General features: G+C 61.1%; 11 protein-coding genes and 1 pseudogene. 5 read left to right on the top strand and 7 right to left on the bottom strand.

Features of this window, described 5'->3' with window-relative positions; translation table 11 throughout:
* Window positions 1–6 precede the first annotated feature (6 nt).
* Window positions 7–1,149 carry an AI-2E family transporter gene (locus AXW84_RS05870; RefSeq protein ID WP_068229975.1) on the bottom strand — a complete coding sequence of 381 codons (1,143 nt, stop codon included), beginning with the start codon at window positions 1,147–1,149 and terminating at the stop codon, window positions 7–9.
* Window positions 1,150–1,875: 726 nt separating this feature from the next.
* On the opposite strand from AXW84_RS05870, the gene AXW84_RS05875 reads away from it, so the two are divergent.
* Complete coding sequence (locus AXW84_RS05875; protein ID WP_157886835.1) at window positions 1,876–2,211, top strand: hypothetical protein; 336 nt, start codon at window positions 1,876–1,878, stop codon at window positions 2,209–2,211.
* An 821-nt stretch (window positions 2,212–3,032) separates the two neighbouring features.
* Here the strand turns inward: AXW84_RS05875 and AXW84_RS26290 are convergent.
* Window positions 3,033–6,473 carry a cellulose binding domain-containing protein gene (locus AXW84_RS26290; protein ID WP_442905608.1) on the bottom strand — a complete coding sequence of 1,147 codons (3,441 nt, stop codon included), beginning with the start codon at window positions 6,471–6,473 and terminating at the stop codon, window positions 3,033–3,035.
* A 1,156-nt stretch (window positions 6,474–7,629) separates the two neighbouring features.
* Window positions 7,630–8,964, bottom strand: a complete 1,335-nt coding sequence (locus tag AXW84_RS25740) for a DNA/RNA non-specific endonuclease (RefSeq protein WP_236943261.1) — start codon at window positions 8,962–8,964, stop codon at window positions 7,630–7,632.
* 92 nt (window positions 8,965–9,056) lie between these two features.
* Between AXW84_RS25740 and AXW84_RS24555 the strand changes: the two genes are divergently transcribed.
* A complete protein-coding gene (locus AXW84_RS24555) occupies window positions 9,057–9,197 on the top strand; it encodes a hypothetical protein (RefSeq protein WP_157886837.1) in 141 nt (46 codons plus the stop codon).
* Between the two features lie 499 nt (window positions 9,198–9,696).
* Here AXW84_RS24555 and AXW84_RS05890 read toward each other — a convergent pair whose 3' ends face one another.
* The 3 genes from AXW84_RS05890 to AXW84_RS05895 form a co-directional block, all read right to left on the bottom strand.
* Complete coding sequence (locus AXW84_RS05890; protein ID WP_071891040.1) at window positions 9,697–10,572, bottom strand: IS3 family transposase; 876 nt, start codon at window positions 10,570–10,572, stop codon at window positions 9,697–9,699.
* On the bottom strand, window positions 10,569–10,694 hold the full coding sequence (locus AXW84_RS26185; RefSeq protein ID WP_257722078.1) for a hypothetical protein: 126 nt from the start codon (window positions 10,692–10,694) through the stop codon (window positions 10,569–10,571). The genes AXW84_RS05890 and AXW84_RS26185 overlap by 4 nt, the downstream gene beginning before the upstream one ends.
* Window positions 10,695–11,271: 577 nt before the next feature.
* Entirely contained in the window at window positions 11,272–12,603 is a 1,332-nt protein-coding gene (locus AXW84_RS05895) for a Zn-dependent hydrolase (protein WP_236943262.1), read from the bottom strand.
* 68 nt (window positions 12,604–12,671) lie between these two features.
* Here AXW84_RS05895 and AXW84_RS23890 point away from each other — a divergent pair, with 68 nt between their 5' ends.
* From AXW84_RS23890 to AXW84_RS23900, 3 genes are all read left to right on the top strand, one after another.
* Window positions 12,672–12,944, top strand: coding sequence for a helix-turn-helix domain-containing protein (locus AXW84_RS23890; RefSeq protein ID WP_157886838.1), 273 nt, complete (start codon window positions 12,672–12,674; stop codon window positions 12,942–12,944).
* Window positions 12,945–12,980: 36 nt separating this feature from the next.
* A complete protein-coding gene (locus AXW84_RS23895) occupies window positions 12,981–13,103 on the top strand; it encodes a helix-turn-helix domain-containing protein (RefSeq protein WP_082773727.1) in 123 nt (40 codons plus the stop codon).
* An 80-nt stretch (window positions 13,104–13,183) separates the two neighbouring features.
* Entirely contained in the window at window positions 13,184–13,606 is a 423-nt protein-coding gene (locus AXW84_RS23900; protein ID WP_157886839.1) for a transposase, read from the top strand.
* Window positions 13,607–13,915: 309 nt separating this feature from the next.
* Here the strand turns inward: AXW84_RS23900 and AXW84_RS23905 are convergent.
* Window positions 13,916–14,870 (bottom strand): annotated as a pseudogene (locus tag AXW84_RS23905) (integrase core domain-containing protein); the annotation flags it as partial.
* Window positions 14,871–14,891 lie beyond the last annotated feature (21 nt).

Below are 14,891 nucleotides of genomic sequence, written 5' to 3' on the forward strand. Positions count from 1 at the left end.
GCGGCATTACCCAACTACGGCCGCCGGGCGGTCCCCGCCATTGCGCAGCAGCGGCCGGCGCCGTAGGGCGGCCCCGTCAGCAGCGGGCTTCTCGGTGGCTTCCTCGTCGCCGAGCAGCAGGCCCCAAGGCCGAAGCGACTCGATGCGGTCGAAAATAATCTTTAGGATGGCGATGACGGGCAAAGCCAGGAACATACCCGCCACCCCGCCCACGGCGTTGCCCACCAGCACCCCCACAATGGCTACCAGGGCGTTGACCTTTATTTTGGAGGCCACAATGCGCGGAATAAGAAAGTGATTGTCAACGAACTGGATGGCCAGGTACACTGCCACCACGCCCGCCGGGTAGCCCAACCCCTCCTTCGTGACGAAGGCCATGAGTACTGGGAGGGCAATGGCTGCCAGCCCGCCCACGTACGGGATGAAGTTGAGCAGGGCCCCCAGCACGCCCAGCAGCAGCGCGTACGGAATGCCCAGCACCAGCAGGGCCCCCACGTTGAGAACGGCCACGATGCTACCCTCAACGAGCAGGCCAATCATGTAGCTCTGAATAGCAGCCTTACTCTCGTGCAGCACCTCGGCCACGCCAGTGCCCGGCTTCCGCCCCGAAAACACTTGGGTGAGGAAGGTCACCAGGCGTTTCTGGTACAGAAACAGTAGAAAGATGTACACCGGCAGCAGCGTGGCCGTCACCAACAAGCCCGACACGGCCGTGAGCGTGCCCCCGGCCAGGCCTGCCGCCCGGCTGCCCGTCTCGTTGAGGTAGCCCATCAGCTTCTGGTTAGTGATGCCGAAGCGGGCGTTGAGCCACTGCTCTACTACCTGAGCCGTGTGGAAGAACTTCGCCTTGAACATGGGTAGCTGACCCGATAATTGCGTGGCCTCCAAATAGATAAAGTAAAGCAGTGCCAACAGTGCCGCCACCCCCAGCACCACGGTGAGGGCAATGGCCAGCAGCGGCGGCACCTTGCGCCGCAGCAGCCACTGCTCCACGGGGTGCAGCATGATGGCGAAGATGGCAGCGAAAAAAAGAGGAAAAACAAGGTCCGAAGCGATGTGCAGCGTGAATACCAGCAGGGCCAGCCCCAGCAGCACCAGCGGCGCCTTCACATAGAGCGGAAATTGCAGTTCTTTTTGGTCGTCGGGCATGGTGCAGAGGAAACCGGATGGTCGATGCGCGCATTTACGGCCGCTGATAAAAAGTGTCTGAAAACGAATTTATTATAAACTAAATCCGGGCCAAGTGCGCTGCGGATCAATTGGTTGCACTGATCCCCATTCCCAGTGCCCCGGGTGCATTGCACCGTTAACTCGGGGCGCTGGGGTGGGTATTGGGCCCGTTGCGCCGGGGCGCTACCGGCCCGCTGCCCACCTGTGCGGTGGGTACCATCAATCAGCCAGCGAAGGTTAAAATTAAATTATGAATATGGTACTGGAAAAAGACAAAAAGATAATAATTGGTGAGTCGATATAAACGGATGAAATAAGGGATAGAAAATTTTTTTTGAATTAACCAACCAGTTTGCTATTTTGCGGAGCGAATGCGGTTGGAAAAAATCAAACTGGCTAGCAATGGGTGAAAGGATACTGATTAGTCTGCAAAATTATTATTATACCTGTAATACAATGCATTGTATGCGCATAAGTAAGGGTCGCCGTAAGCCTGAATCCTGGTTTTTAGCGCAAGATGGATGCTTCAATTTGTCTTGAAAATTATAAAAAAAGTTGTTCCAGCATGCGACCAAGAGGGGCTGGTCAAAAATAGCAAATAAGAATAAAGCCTTGTGTATTTTAGCGAAGGCCGGTTTATAATTCGAAATTTATTAAATTGATAAAATGCAAATTTTACTAATTTTTTTGCTGTGCAGTAGCTTTATGAGTTGCTTCATTTTTTGGTACGAATGGGTGCCGGTGCCGTCCTTAATAGCCAAGTGCGTGGCCGAGAAACCTGTCCCAATGGCCGCCGCGGGGCCCCGCAGCCTCGACAACCCGCGCTACTACTTGGTGGCCGACGATGGCACCTACGTGGAGGTGGGGCCCACCACATTTGCCCACTTGCAAATCGGCGAACTGTACGCGTCGCGGGAGTGGCTGGGCAAGGCGGTGGCCGGCAAAAGCAGTGGCTCATCGTTTCGGACGAGGCGCATGCCGAGTGCTCGCAAGTGGCCTATGACGCTTCTTGAAGGACGCAGAAGAAAGCATTTCCAATAGCTTTGCTTGCCCTACCCCCAGCGCCAGTCGTCTGCTCGTGGCCCGCTATGCCCTTGGTCCTCGCCTCGCTTCTGCCCCCAAGCGGTGCCTAACGCCTGCCTATACTGCGCTACTACGATATTCTAGACATCTTGCGCGAAGCGATGTTCGACGAGTTTGTGGCCCTAATGGCGTACCTATTCAGCCTGCCCGTTTCGCTCATTAGCCTCGTTAACGAATTATATTACCCTGCCAGCCAGAGCCTACCGGGCCCAGCCGCCGCGCGTCGAAGCCCTGTGCTTGTCGGTGACGCAGCAAAACAAAGCCGTAGTGTTCACTGAGCTGACCCAGAGCGAAGCCTTGTGCCTGACTACTGCGGCCGACGCAACGGCCCGGGCCAAGGGCCAGCGGTTTACGTGGATGGCCCGCTGCGGTGCCCGACTAGCGCAGTGCCGGCGTGCTGTGCGTCGTTGACCACGCCCTGCGCACCTTCGGTGCCGAAGAGCAGCACGTGCTCGGTCAGTCGGCCCAGTTAGTGGCCCGAACTATTGCCGCGCCACCACTGCCTCACCAGCACCGCGCTAGATGATCCGCGCTGGTGACGCAGGGCAAAGCGGTGGAAGAATGTCGCCTACCTGGGGCCCCGGTGCGCCACCTCATTGGCCCCTGTAGCACTCAGGTTCCTGTGCCCGAAGCTGTGCTCGACCCTGTGGCGCAGCGCCTGAACGATTTGTGCCAGATACTGGCTGAATATCACCAGTAGCCGCCGCTTGCACCATAAAAAAGCCGGGCCCTATAGGGTCCGGCTTTTTTTGCAACCGATTGGCAATAAGCTGCGCGGCCTATTGCTTCACTAGCTTGAGGTTCTGCACGGTGCCACCGGTGGTGAGGCGGGCCAGGTAGAGGCCCGGGGCCAGGCCCGTGGCCTGCCACTCGGTGCGGACCAGCTCACCGGCCGCGGCCTGGCCAGTGGCCAGGTGCTGCACCAGGCGGCCGGTGCCGTCGTACACATCCAGCTGATAAGCAGCACCCTGCGCCAGGGCAAAGGCAAGCGTGGTGCTGCCCGTGAAGGGGTTGGGGTAGCTGCGCACGGCTTGCACCACAGCAGAGCCAACTGGTGCACCAGTGGCGGCCGTGGCCTGGGGGCCCCGGCTCATGGTAGCACTGGCCCCAGCGGCGCCGGCTGGCTCCTGGCCGTACACGAGGCGGCCCTGCTGGTACACGCTCAGGTGGTCGTTGGCGGCAAACTGGAGGCTGAACGGCATGTAGGAAAAGTCGTTGGCCTGGTCGAAGAACGACCAATCGTCCTTATAGAGGCGGTACTGCACGTTGCCGGTGGTGCTGCGCGGCGCGAGGCTGCCCAAAGCCGGGTTGAACCGGATTTCGGCGAACGTCTCGGTGCCGGACTGGCCGAAGGTGACGTTCACGTTGCTGCTGCCCAGCACCGCGTAGTCAACGGAAGACCTCAGGGCCGCCGCGCCTTCGGGGCTGAACCAGTAGCGCACGGCCAGGTCCTGGTACGGCACGGGCTGGTTGCCCACGTTCTTCAGCTGCACGTAGGTGCTGATGGTTTGGGTCGAGAGCACCGTGGTCTGGGTTTGCGACAACACTTGCAGGCTTGTAACAAGGGCCACTGGGGCCGGCTCCACGCCGCCAATCAGCACGCCGTTGCGGTACACGGTCAGGTGGTCGTTCGGGGCGTAGGCGCGGCTGTAGGAGTACGAGTAGTCGTCCGTCTGGTCGAAGCGCGTGTAGGTTTCCTTGTAAATGCGCGAGCGAATCTGGCCGGAATTGCCCCCGGCGGGCAGGCTGTTGGGCGAGGTGAAGCTGTACTCCACGTAGCCGAAGGCGCCCTGCACGGGCTGGGCCAGCGGCACGTAGCGCATCTTCACGTCGCTGGTGCCGAGCTGGGCGTAGTCCACCGACGTCAGGATGGGCGCGAAGTCCTCCGGCGTCAGCCAGTAGCGCACGGTCAATTCTTGGTAGGGAATAGCCTCGGCGCTGTTGTTCACCAGGTCCAGGTTGGGGCGCACCGTGTCGTCGTTGGGCAGGTAATCGGCGTTCTGGTGCAGCACGCTCACCACCGTCGGGCTCTGCACTGTTACGGAGAAGGGCAGCGAGGCGGTGCCGCAGTCGTTGGTGGCCGTGGCCGTTACCACCGTGGTGCCCAGCGGAAACACGTAGGGTGACGTGATGGCCGTCGTCGTGCCGTTCACCACAACCGAATACGTGAGCACCGACGAGCCGGTAGCAGTGGCCGCAAAGGCCACCGGGGCCCCGCGCAAACCGGCCTGGGCCGTTGCCACCGGTACCACCGGCGCCGTAATTACCGGCGTCGTGCACGCGGCGCCCGCGCGCACCACCTGGTAGGCGGTACCGACGCGCAGGCCGTCCACCACCAGGTTGGGCGAGCTGGCGCCCTGGCGCAGGGCCACGGTGCCGATGTTGGCCGGCGAGGTGCTGGCCGCTTCGGCCGCGCTCACGTCGGCCGTGGCGGGCTCGGCGTCGGCGGGCGGGTTCACGAAGAGCTGGGCCAGGTTGCCGGTTTCGTCGAAGCTGTACTTCACCACCAGCAGGTAGGTGGTGTTCAGCTCGTAGTCGGTGGTGCCATACGTGGCCGCGGCGCTGCCGCTGATGCCGAACTGTACCTTGCCAGTGGCGGCGTTGCGGCGCACGAATACCCGGCTGCGGAAGTTGGTGCTCAGGGGCGCGGGCCCCAGATGGAAGTAGTAGTCGCCCGCCGTGGTGGCGCTGGCCACGTTCACGAGGTACGACACGTACACCGGCGTGCGGGGCGCCACGGGCGCGAAGCCGCGGCCCACGTCCTCGCCGCTGGCCACGATGGCCGCCGCGTTGCCGATGCCGCTGGCGCCGTAGCCGGCGTAGCTCAGGCCGGGGGCCACCACGCCGACGGCGTTAGTGCCGGCGCCGCTGTGAGCCGTCCAGTCGTTGGCGGTCAGCAGGGCCCCGGCGGGGTAGGCGAAGTTTTCTTCGAGCAGCAGCGCAGCCGAGGCGGCCGTTGTTCCCTGCGTTAGTGTGCCAGGCGCAGTGGTGCGGTAGTTCTCGGCGAAAGGCGTGTCGTTGTCGTTGTACTCAAACACGGCGAACGTGTAGGTATTGCCGGCCCGCAGGCCGGTCACGGTCACGCCGGTGCCGGTGCCGTTGTACACCACGTAGTTGCCAGTACCGATTTGGGGCCCCACGCCAAAGGTGGCGTCAGCGGCGTAAGTCGTCGCGTCAACGGGCGCGGCGTTTACGGCGGTGGTGAGGCGGGCCAGGATGAGCCGCTTGGCCCCGTTGCCGCCCGCCACGGTCAGGTGCAGCGAGTTGCTGGTCACGGCGCTGGCCGTGAGGGAGGCCGAAGCGGTGGGCTCGGCGGCCAGCGGTATGTTGGCCGTGGTGAAGGTCAACTCGTCGCCGTAGGCGGTGCCCGCGGCGTTGGTGGCGTAGGCCCGCACGAAGTAGGCGGTGCCGGGCAGCAAGCCGGTGAGGGCGCTGGCGAAGGTGCCGGAGCCCGCGCCGTCGGTGGTTTTGGTGGCCGTCAGGGTGGGGTTGGCGGTTTTGCTCCACACCACGCCCCGGGCCGTCACGGCGCTGCCGCCGTCGGCATCCACAGTGCCGCCGGCCGTGGCGGTGGTAGGCGCGAGGGCCGTCACGGCCACGCTGCTCACCGAGGCCGGGTACACCGGTGCTACGCCGGTGCCGCTCACGGCCACGGCCAGGGCCGGTACGCCGGGGCCCTGCACCGCGAGGCTAGCCGCGAAGGCCTGCGCTGCTGTGGGTACGAAGCGCACGTCCACGGTGGCGTTCACCGCGCCATCAACAGGCGTTACTTGGATGGCGCAGCAGGCAAAGGCCTGGGCCCCCACGCGGATTTCGAAGCCGGCCGCGGGCGTCACCGTCACCGGGCCGGTGAGGTTAGCGCTGCTCAGGGTGAAGCTTTTCGACAAGCTGGCCGCGCCGCTGGCGGTGCTGCCAAAGTCGGCCAACGTAGTGAGCGAAGCCGTCAGGGTGGGTTTCGTTACTACCACCGGGGCCGTCACGGTCACCGCCACCGGGGCGCTCAGGCCCACCACAGCCCCGCAGACAGAGGTGGCCTGGGCCACCACGTAATAGGTGCCCGCGGCCGGAAAATTAGCGCCGCTGACCTGATACGTAGCCGCCGTGGCACCCGCCAGCGCCGTGGCGTAGGGCCCCGCCGCGGCCGTGCCGTAGTACCAAGCAAAGGCCGATGGGGCCCCAGCGGTGGCTGTGAGGGCCACGCCCGTGCCGGTGCTCGTCACCGATTGGCTGGCTATGGGCGTTACCGTCACCGGGTTGGTGGCCGGGGCTAGGTTAATGGCAAGGTTCTGCCCGTTGTCGGTGCCAAAGGTGAGCGGCGCGTCGCTCACCACCCGGATGCGGTAGCCGCTGCCGCTCAGCGTGCCCGCCGGCAAGGTGGCCGCGAGCGGCGAGGCCGCGCCGCTGCCAATAATGTTGTCCGTCGCATTGGCCGGAAACACGCCCGCCGCGCTCGAAAGCTGCGCCTTGAACGTGGCGCCCGCCGCAAAGCCAGTGGCGTCATAAGCCACCGCGAAGCTAGCACTGCCGGCGCTGCTGCTCAGGCAGTACGGGCTGCCGTAGGCCGTAGCCGCGGTGGTGATGCTGGCGGTGGGCGTGCCGGTCCCGGTGCCCAGCGTGGGCGTCAGCACCAGGTTGTCGAGGGCCAGGCCCTGGCCGTTGGTGCTGCCGCCGGCGCCCACGTCGCTCCAGCGCAGGTAATAGGTGGCGTCGGCGGCCAGGTTCAGGCCAGTGAGCGCCACTTGCTTGGTGGTGGTGAGCGGCGGGTAGCTGTAAACGGTGTTGTTGGCGTCGGCTGTGAAGTTCTGGTCGCCAGCCGTTTGGGCGGCCCACGTCACCCCGTCGGTGCTCACGTAAAACTTCCAGTCGTAGGCCCGGCTGCCGGAGCGGTATTTTTCAATGTCGAACTGCACGGCTAGGTCCTGCACTACCGCGCCCGAGGTGTTCTTCACCGCCAACAGGATGTGGCGCGGCGAGGTGTAAGAGCCGCTGTTCAGAAAGCCCAGGGCCCTATCCGCCGAGCCAGCCACGGCCCCAAAGTTGTAGGTGCCGCCCGCGGTGAAGTTGTTGCCCGTGGTGGCCACGGTCGTGGCCGCATAGTTGGCGGCGCTGCCGTAGGTTGGCACGGCTTCGGCCGATAGTAAGAAGCCGGTGGGCACCGCGGCCGCGGCGGCGGTGCCCAGCCCGTCGAAGGTTTCGGTGACCGGGGCGGCGCTGGGCAGCAGCGCCTGGGCCCCGGCGGCCAGGGGCAGCGCACCGGCCGCGGCCAGTGCCAATCCCCGGCGCATTCCGCGCAAAAAATTAGAAGTCAATAACATAGAAAGGCGGCGTAACCGCGAGAAATCCAGAAGAATGAAACAAACAGGGCCCCGGGCCGCCTTAGCTCACCGGGCCAGCGTCGATTTTTGCCTCCACGGCAGCCTGCACTTCCACCGGCAGGTTGGAGAGCAGGTCCAGCCCGGTGGCGGCCTCGATGGCGTCCACGGTGGTGCGGTACACGCCCCAGTCCGTGTTGATGGAGTTGATGTTGGGCGTGTCGATGGCGATGATGCGGGTGCCGGCGTTCACGCGGGCCACGTCGTTGTCGCCCACCGGCAAAATCACCACCACTTTCCAGCAGCGGTTGGGCACGGTCACGCGGCCCTGGTCGAGGGTCGTCGTGAGGCCCCCGGCCGAGCCCGTGCCGCCCACCCCGTACGAGCCGCAGACGATGTACACCTCGTTGCCGCCGGCCAAAAAGGTGCGGGTGTAGTTCTCCAGGTTGGCCCAGGTTTGCTGGTTGTTCTGGGGGGCCTGGGGCATCATATTGGTCATGAGGAACGTGGCCGAGTTGTTCTCCACACTCGAGGTGCGGTCGGCCGAGGGGCAGTTGTGGCCCCGGTCGAAGCCCGAGCCCACGTAGCTGAACTCCGTGACGTGGTACCACTCGGCGGGCAGCGTGGCGTCGGCCCGGAAGTCGTCCTGCCGGTCAATGCCGCCGCGGTCCGACAGGTCCAGGTGCCAGCTCACCCAGTTGGGCTTGCCCTGGTCGCGGCTGTACGACACCGCGTACTGCGACTTGAGCAGCAAGTAGTTGTTGGGCATTGCCACGTCCGTTTGGGCCCCGCTCGGGTTGCCCAGGGCCAGGTTGCTGTTGTCGGCGGCGGGCAGGGCCACGCCGTAGTCCGTCGCGGCAAAGTCGTCGATGTCGAGCCGCGCCCGGCCCCCGGAGGTCTTGCGGATTTCAAACTTGACGGGCCCCGGAATATTCACCACAAACGACGCCGCCTGCAACGCGGGCGAGGAGGTGATTACCGTGGCGCCCACCTTCGTCCACTTGGTGCAGTCGCAGCCCTGCGACTGCGCCCACAGCTCCCAGCTGCTGCTGCCGTCGGTGCCGTAGGTGGCGTGCTGCACCGTCACGGTGGCCGCCCCGTCGGGCAGGTAGAAGTTCATCGTGAGCGTGCCGGCCTGCTGCAAGCGCACGGCCTGGGCCCCGTTCTTGTGGTCGGCGGCGTCGGTGCCCACCAGGGCATCGGCCAGCGTCCAGCTGCCGGTGGCAAACGCGACGGTGCCGGTGGGGTAGTCTGGCTTGGTGCCGGTTTCGAAGGTTTCCGGAGCCACCGCGGCCGCGCGTAGCGGAGCCAGCAGCTGGCGCGCCACGCGCGCCGGTCCAGTAAAGCCCATCAGGCAGAGCAACAGGGGCCCCCCGAGGCGAAGTAAGTGTTGTTTCATCCAGGCAGTAGAGAAGTGAATTTGGGCCCCGGCTCCGGCTTACGCCAGCGAACATGGTTACCCCAATATTTACTAGCAAATTTATACCCTGAATGTTAGGGGAGTATTACCTGCGTACAATTATTTATCCGCTTGGCGCTGGCGAGCCCGCCGGGGCCCTGTTCACCGTGCAGGGCTTTTGCGGCCTCACCGGCCTCGACCCCGCCGAGGTCTCCGAGGTGCTCAGCAGTTAGCCAGCATAATTTCCTTTCACCTCCGAGGCACGTCGGGCACAGGTGAAGCATGAACCGAGCACAGGCGCCTTTACTGAATGCTCGGGTTAGCCCCTTGCCTGCATGTCAAGCTATACAGGTGGGAGTGATAACCGGCCTGCGTTTTACAAACCATTGTAGTAGTACGAATTGGACCTTATTGGTAGGGATTTAAGCGTAGCGCGTAGCGTTCTTAAATTTGGCAATACCCACCACCCGCCGCAATACCGTCGCCGGTATTCCCCGCCGCAGTCCCTGCATCGCAAAGGCGTTGCGCGCCGTGTGTATTGCTATCAACTCACTCAGCGTCACCTCTACTGCTTGAATTTTATACAAAGCTTTTTGAGTCTTGCTTTTGACCCGTTCATGGGCTTAGGAACTTTGTGATGCGTAGACCAACCCGTAACCCCTGTACTCCTGACTTTTTCCAATCCATGAGCGACCAAGCAATATTGAGGTGGCCTAGTTGAGCAGGAGAGAATTAGGTGATATTGGCAAGTTGTTGTTGATGAAAGAGATAAGGCTTTAAATAGCCAATGCTGGAGTGGCGGCGCTTGTGATTGTAGTAGTCAAAATACGCGGCCACGCTGGCTTGCGCATCGGCCAAGTCCCTAAAAACGGGCCACTCGCGAAGTTCGAGCAGTTCGGTTTTGAGGCGCGACCAGAGACTCTCGGCCTGGGCATTGTCGTAGCACTCGCCGCGGCGGCTATGCGAGCGTTGGGCCTTGGCATCGCGCAGGAGGGTTTTGTAGGCATTGCCTACATATTGGCCGCCCCGGTCGGAGTGGACGATGAGGCCGGGAGCGGGCCGTTGCGCGAGCAGGGCCCGCTGCAAGGCCGTGGTCACCAGGGCTTCGGGCATGTCGGCCCGCACCTGCCAGCCCACGACCTGCTTGGTGCACACGTCTTGGAAGGCGCAGCAGTAAACCCAGTTGCCGTTAGCCAGGGGCAGGTAGGTGATATCGCTGACCCACACCCGATTGGCCTGGCTGGGCTTGGGCTGGTCGAGCAGCAAATTGGGGGCGCAGCGCTTGCCATGGGTCGAATCGGTCGTACGGGGCGTGAAAGCTTTGGGCTGTAAGGCCTTACGTCCATGGCGGCGCAGGGCTGTCCGCAGCGCCTGCCGGCCCACGCGGTGGCCCAATTCGCGCAGCTCGACCTGCAGCCGGCGCGTGCCGTAGCGCCGCTGGTGGTCGTCAAACACGTCGACCATCACCGTTTCCCAGGCTGGCTCCGTTTTCGGCACAGCGCGCTGGCACCAAGCGTAGTAGCGGCTGGGCACGACGTGTAAGACCTGGCAGAGCAGGTGCACCGAATAGTGAACGCGTTGCTGGTCAATAAACTGCAACTGGCTCACGGGGTCGGGGGATGCGAGAAGATAGCGATGGCTTTTTTTAAAATCTCCAGCTCCTGCGCCAGCCGTTTGTTGGCCAGGCGCAGGGCCCGCACTTCAGCGGCCTCGGCCGGGTCAGCGGGCAAGGGCTGCTGAGCCGCTTTTTGCCATTGACAGAGCAATTTGGCGTTGAGGTTCAGGGCGCGACTGCTAGCGTCGAGCGGCTTTCGCTGGCCAGCCGCAGGGCTTCGGCCCGAAAGGCCGCATCATAGCGCGGCCGTTTGGAGGAAGAGGCTTTTTCCATGGAATTGGGAAATTACCACCCAATTCTCTCCTGATTAACCCGACCACCTCAAAAAACACCGCCATTGCGGCCACCAATAAGGGCCCCGCCGAGTACTTCAAGGGCACTGCCTGGGGTAACCCTGTTTACCCAGCCCGTTAACCCTACCGGCTGCGTGGTGGGCAGCGTGACTTTCGAACCCGGCGCCCGCAACAGCTGGCACTCGCATCCGGCCGGCCAGATGCTGATTGCCACCGACGGCGCCGGCTACTACCAGGAAAAAGGCCAGCCCGCCCAGCTGAGTGCCCCGGCGGCACGGTGGCCATCGCGCCCGGCGTGGTGCACTGGCAATTCACCGTGGAGCAGGCCCGGACCAAACTCGGCCGATACTATCAGAAAATTAGGGTAACTAATTCCTCTGACTAAGTACTAGGTGTTCATTATTCTTTATCCTTGTCAATAGACATTATCGTTTGTAAAAGCACATTAGCGCCATTGGCCATGTCTACCGTTCTGGTAAATTCTTTGTGCGAATGGCTGATGCCCCCAACACTTGGCACGAAAATCATGGCAACAGGGGCAATCGAGGCGATTTCTTGTGAATCATGGCCAGCGCCGCTTTGCATAAATTTTGTACTAAACCCTAAGGCTTTAGCAGCTGTGTTGATGGTTTCCTGCAATTTCTTATCCGTTAGGGCTGGTTTTGATGCGTTTGCCTGCCTTTCAAACCTAATTGTTGTGTTGCTTTCTGTGGCTATCGCGGCTGCCCGCTTTTCTATTTCCCGAAAGAGTATTTCAATTTTATCGGCTGACAAATCTCGGATCTCTAACCCCAATACCACTTTACCTGGAATTACATTGTACGCATTGGGCGTTGCGGCAATTCTGCCAATAGTCCCAACCTGATTTCCTTTCACAGAGTTGATGACTTCATTGACCGCTAGGATCACTCTTGCTGAAGCCAGTAAGGCATCTTGCCGCATAGCCATGGGTGTTGTACCCGCATGGTTGGCAAAACCTTCTACGGTTACTTCCCAATGCACAATTCCTACAATGCCTTCTACCACCCCAATCTGTACATTCTCCCGCTCTAAAATGCCACCTTGTTCGATATGCAATTCCAACCAAGCATGGATGTCCCCTTTTTTCCGGATACATGATTGAATGTTATCGGGATTGCCGCCAATTGCTTTAATTCCGTCCGCCATGGTTAAACCATTTTGGCTTTTTTGCTGCAACCCCGCTTTGGTTAGTCCGCCCGCCATCGCCATACTGCCAATAGTGCCCCCTTCTTCATTGGCAAAAATGATTATTTCCAGCGGATGCTCGGTTAGTAGCTTATTTTCGTTCAGCACGTCAATTACTTCCAACGCACTGATTGAACCCAACGGACCATCATAGTTTCCGCCATCTGGGACCATGTCAATATGCGAACCAAAGGCAATGGGTTTGAGCGCTTGATTTTTTCCTTTTCGTTTACCGATAATATTTCCTGCTGCATCAATAATTGGGTCAAGCCCAGCCCTTTTCAGCTGCCCAATAAACCAAGCCCTTCCGTCAATGTCGCCTTTGGTGTAAGCCACTCGATAGCCATGGCCTTTATCGTCCATGCCAAATTTGGCTAACTCGGCAATGCGGCTTGCCACACGCTGTTCGTTTACTTTCAACATGTTCCCACCTTTAAAACTTTTACTATAGGAGTCCATTAGCCCAAAGGCACTTACGCCTAAAGCTGTTAAAGATGAGTTTTTAACAAAAATTCTTCTTTTCATCGGTTTTACTTATACTCGTCACGAAGTGAGGTGCTAAAGTAGTGGTTAAAAAGTGCCAACATTGCCTTATGGATGTCAACCTGACAGCCTTAGAACGGCGTGAATTGCGGCAGTTGCAAAAGCAACGGCGCGACGACGACGGGTGTGTGAAAGTGACGGTCATTCTGCTGGTAGTTAAGGGCCGCCTGCTGCCCAGTATTGCCGACGACCTGGGCCTGGATGAGGCCACGGTGTACTGCTGCGTGCGCGCCTTCACCTACCTGGGCCTAGCCAGGTACCTGCTCCACGAGCGCCCCGGCTACTGGGGCCTGCTGAGCAGTGCTCAACTCGCGGGCCTCTAGCCACGAAGTCAACTCGCTGCTCTACTCTATACGGACGTGAAAGCCTTGCAAGCCTGGGTGGCCGCCACCTACGGGGTCGCGTATTCGGTCTCCGGCCTGACGGAGTTCCTGCACCGGCTGGGCTTTACTTATAAGCTCACCACGCCCCTGCCAGGCTAATGCGGAGGCCCAACAGGACTTTTTGCAGGAGCTGTCCGTGCTCGAAGCCCACGTGTAGCGGGGTGAAGCGGTACTCTACTATGCCGACGCGGCCCACCGCACCCACAACATGCGCTGCACCAGAGCCTGGTGCGCCGTGGGCGAAGAACGGCCCCACCGTCAGCGGCTGGGAGCGGGTAAACCTAAACGCGGGTCTGAACGCCTGCGAGCCGACACAGGTGCTGCTCGTTGAAACCGATTGCATGAACGCACAGAGCACGCTACGCTTATACGAGCAACTACTGACCGCCCACCCCGATAAAGAGCGGATTTTCGTGGTCTGCGACAACGCCCGCTACTACAACAATAAGGAACTGCGGCAATGGCTGGCCGATACGCCGATTGTGCAGGTATTTTTACCATTCTACTCGCCTAATCTGAACCTGATGGAGCGGCTGTGGAAGTATTTGCGGCAGAAGATTATCAACACCACCTTTTACCGCACCAAGGGTGAGTTTCGCTGAGCCGTGCAAGACTTTTTCACCCGGCTCCCCGAGTTTGAATACGACCTTGCGTCCCTGCCAACCCGAAACCATCATATTTTTGATGCGCAGCTCACTTTGTGACAAGCATAACCGGTAGCGGTAGACGTTCCGTCGGTAGCAGTAAAATGTTTGGTGATAGCGACTGCCCCACCCCTTTTGCTGTACTCCAAAGGCGCGTAGGTCGTGGTGGTGACGCCCGAAACCCAGGAAAACATCGAGAAGATCGTAGCCAAAACCAAGGCTTCGTTTGCTATCGTGCACGATGACAACCTGACCACCCTGAAAGCTGTATAGTCCCAGCATGAGGTGGGTGGGGCCACGCATGAAGATAGTAGGGGTTAAGTGCCATTGTTGGCAAACCAATTCGTGTGGGGGTTTGCCTCGTAGCCGCTCAAGCCGTTTACCGTAGTTGTAAGCCAGTAAAAAGGCTTGCAGGTGCTCATTGAGTTGGGCCGTGGTTTGGTACTGGTACTGGTACTGGCGCACCGTGGCCTCTTTCCAGGTGCGGTTGAAGCGCTCGACCTGCCCGTTCGTCCACGGATGGGCGGGCTTGGTGAAGCGGTGCTCGATGCCGTGCTCGATGCCGCGCTCGTCGCAGACACGGTCAAAAATGTGCCGCCAGGCGTAGGCCCGGCGGGGCAGGGTGCCGGATTGGGTACCGTTGTCGGTCAACACTTTAGGCACTGGGTAGGGAATGGCGGCCAGCACCCGCCGCAAAAAGTCAGCGGCCAGCATTTTCGTGGCCCGGGGGTGCCATGCGGCAAAGGCCGGCTTGCTGGTGCGGTCAAGGGCGGCGAAGCGGTACACTGTACCCGCTTCGGTAGGCACTTCGGCGAAGTCGACGCGCAGGTAGCCAATCGGGTAATCCTTAAATTTCTTTTGCTTCTCCGCGGGCTCCGGAGCCGGCAGGCGGCTGAGGCCGTGGCGCTGAAACAGGCGGTGCAGGGCCGAGCGCGCGCGGTGGGATGGTTTCCTGCAAGGCGTAGCGGCCGTCATCGAGCGGCAGTTGGGTCTGCTGGCGAAAAGCGCCCGCGCCCGCTTCCCGCTCGGCGGTAAGCACGGTGGAAACCGGCTTTGGCCCCGTCGGCGCGTCTGTAGTCGTGCTGCGGTTGCGCCACTTAGTCACCGTTTTCACATTGACCCCGTGGCGTTTCGCTAAGCTTTGCGCGCTTTCTGGACTTTGCTGGATGCGGCGTCGCACTGCCGGCGTTGTACGGGCGCTGCCGTGAAGTACTTGTCCCATAAGTACTGGCGAAGTTCGGTA

Origin of the sequence: Hymenobacter sp. PAMC 26628, assembly GCF_001562275.1 — a bacterium.
In the GTDB taxonomy this organism is placed as follows: Bacteria; Bacteroidota; Bacteroidia; order Cytophagales; family Hymenobacteraceae; genus Hymenobacter.

What these genes read in the sequence shown, in the direction of transcription:
- AXW84_RS05870 (WP_068229975.1), bottom strand. Translation starts at nt 1,149, where the DNA reads ATGCCCGACGACCAAAAAGAACTGCAATTTCCGCTCTATGTGAAGGCG.
- AXW84_RS23890 (WP_157886838.1), top strand. Translation starts at nt 12,672, where the DNA reads ATGGATGTCAACCTGACAGCCTTAGAACGGCGTGAATTGCGGCAGTTG.
- AXW84_RS23900 (WP_157886839.1), top strand. Translation starts at nt 13,184, where the DNA reads ATGCCGACGCGGCCCACCGCACCCACAACATGCGCTGCACCAGAGCCT.
- AXW84_RS05895 (WP_236943262.1), bottom strand. Translation starts at nt 12,603, where the DNA reads ATGAAAAGAAGAATTTTTGTTAAAAACTCATCTTTAACAGCTTTAGGC.
- AXW84_RS05875 (WP_157886835.1), top strand. Translation starts at nt 1,876, where the DNA reads ATGAGTTGCTTCATTTTTTGGTACGAATGGGTGCCGGTGCCGTCCTTA.
- AXW84_RS24555 (WP_157886837.1), top strand. Translation starts at nt 9,057, where the DNA reads ATGTTAGGGGAGTATTACCTGCGTACAATTATTTATCCGCTTGGCGCT.
- AXW84_RS25740 (WP_236943261.1), bottom strand. Translation starts at nt 8,964, where the DNA reads ATGAAACAACACTTACTTCGCCTCGGGGGGCCCCTGTTGCTCTGCCTG.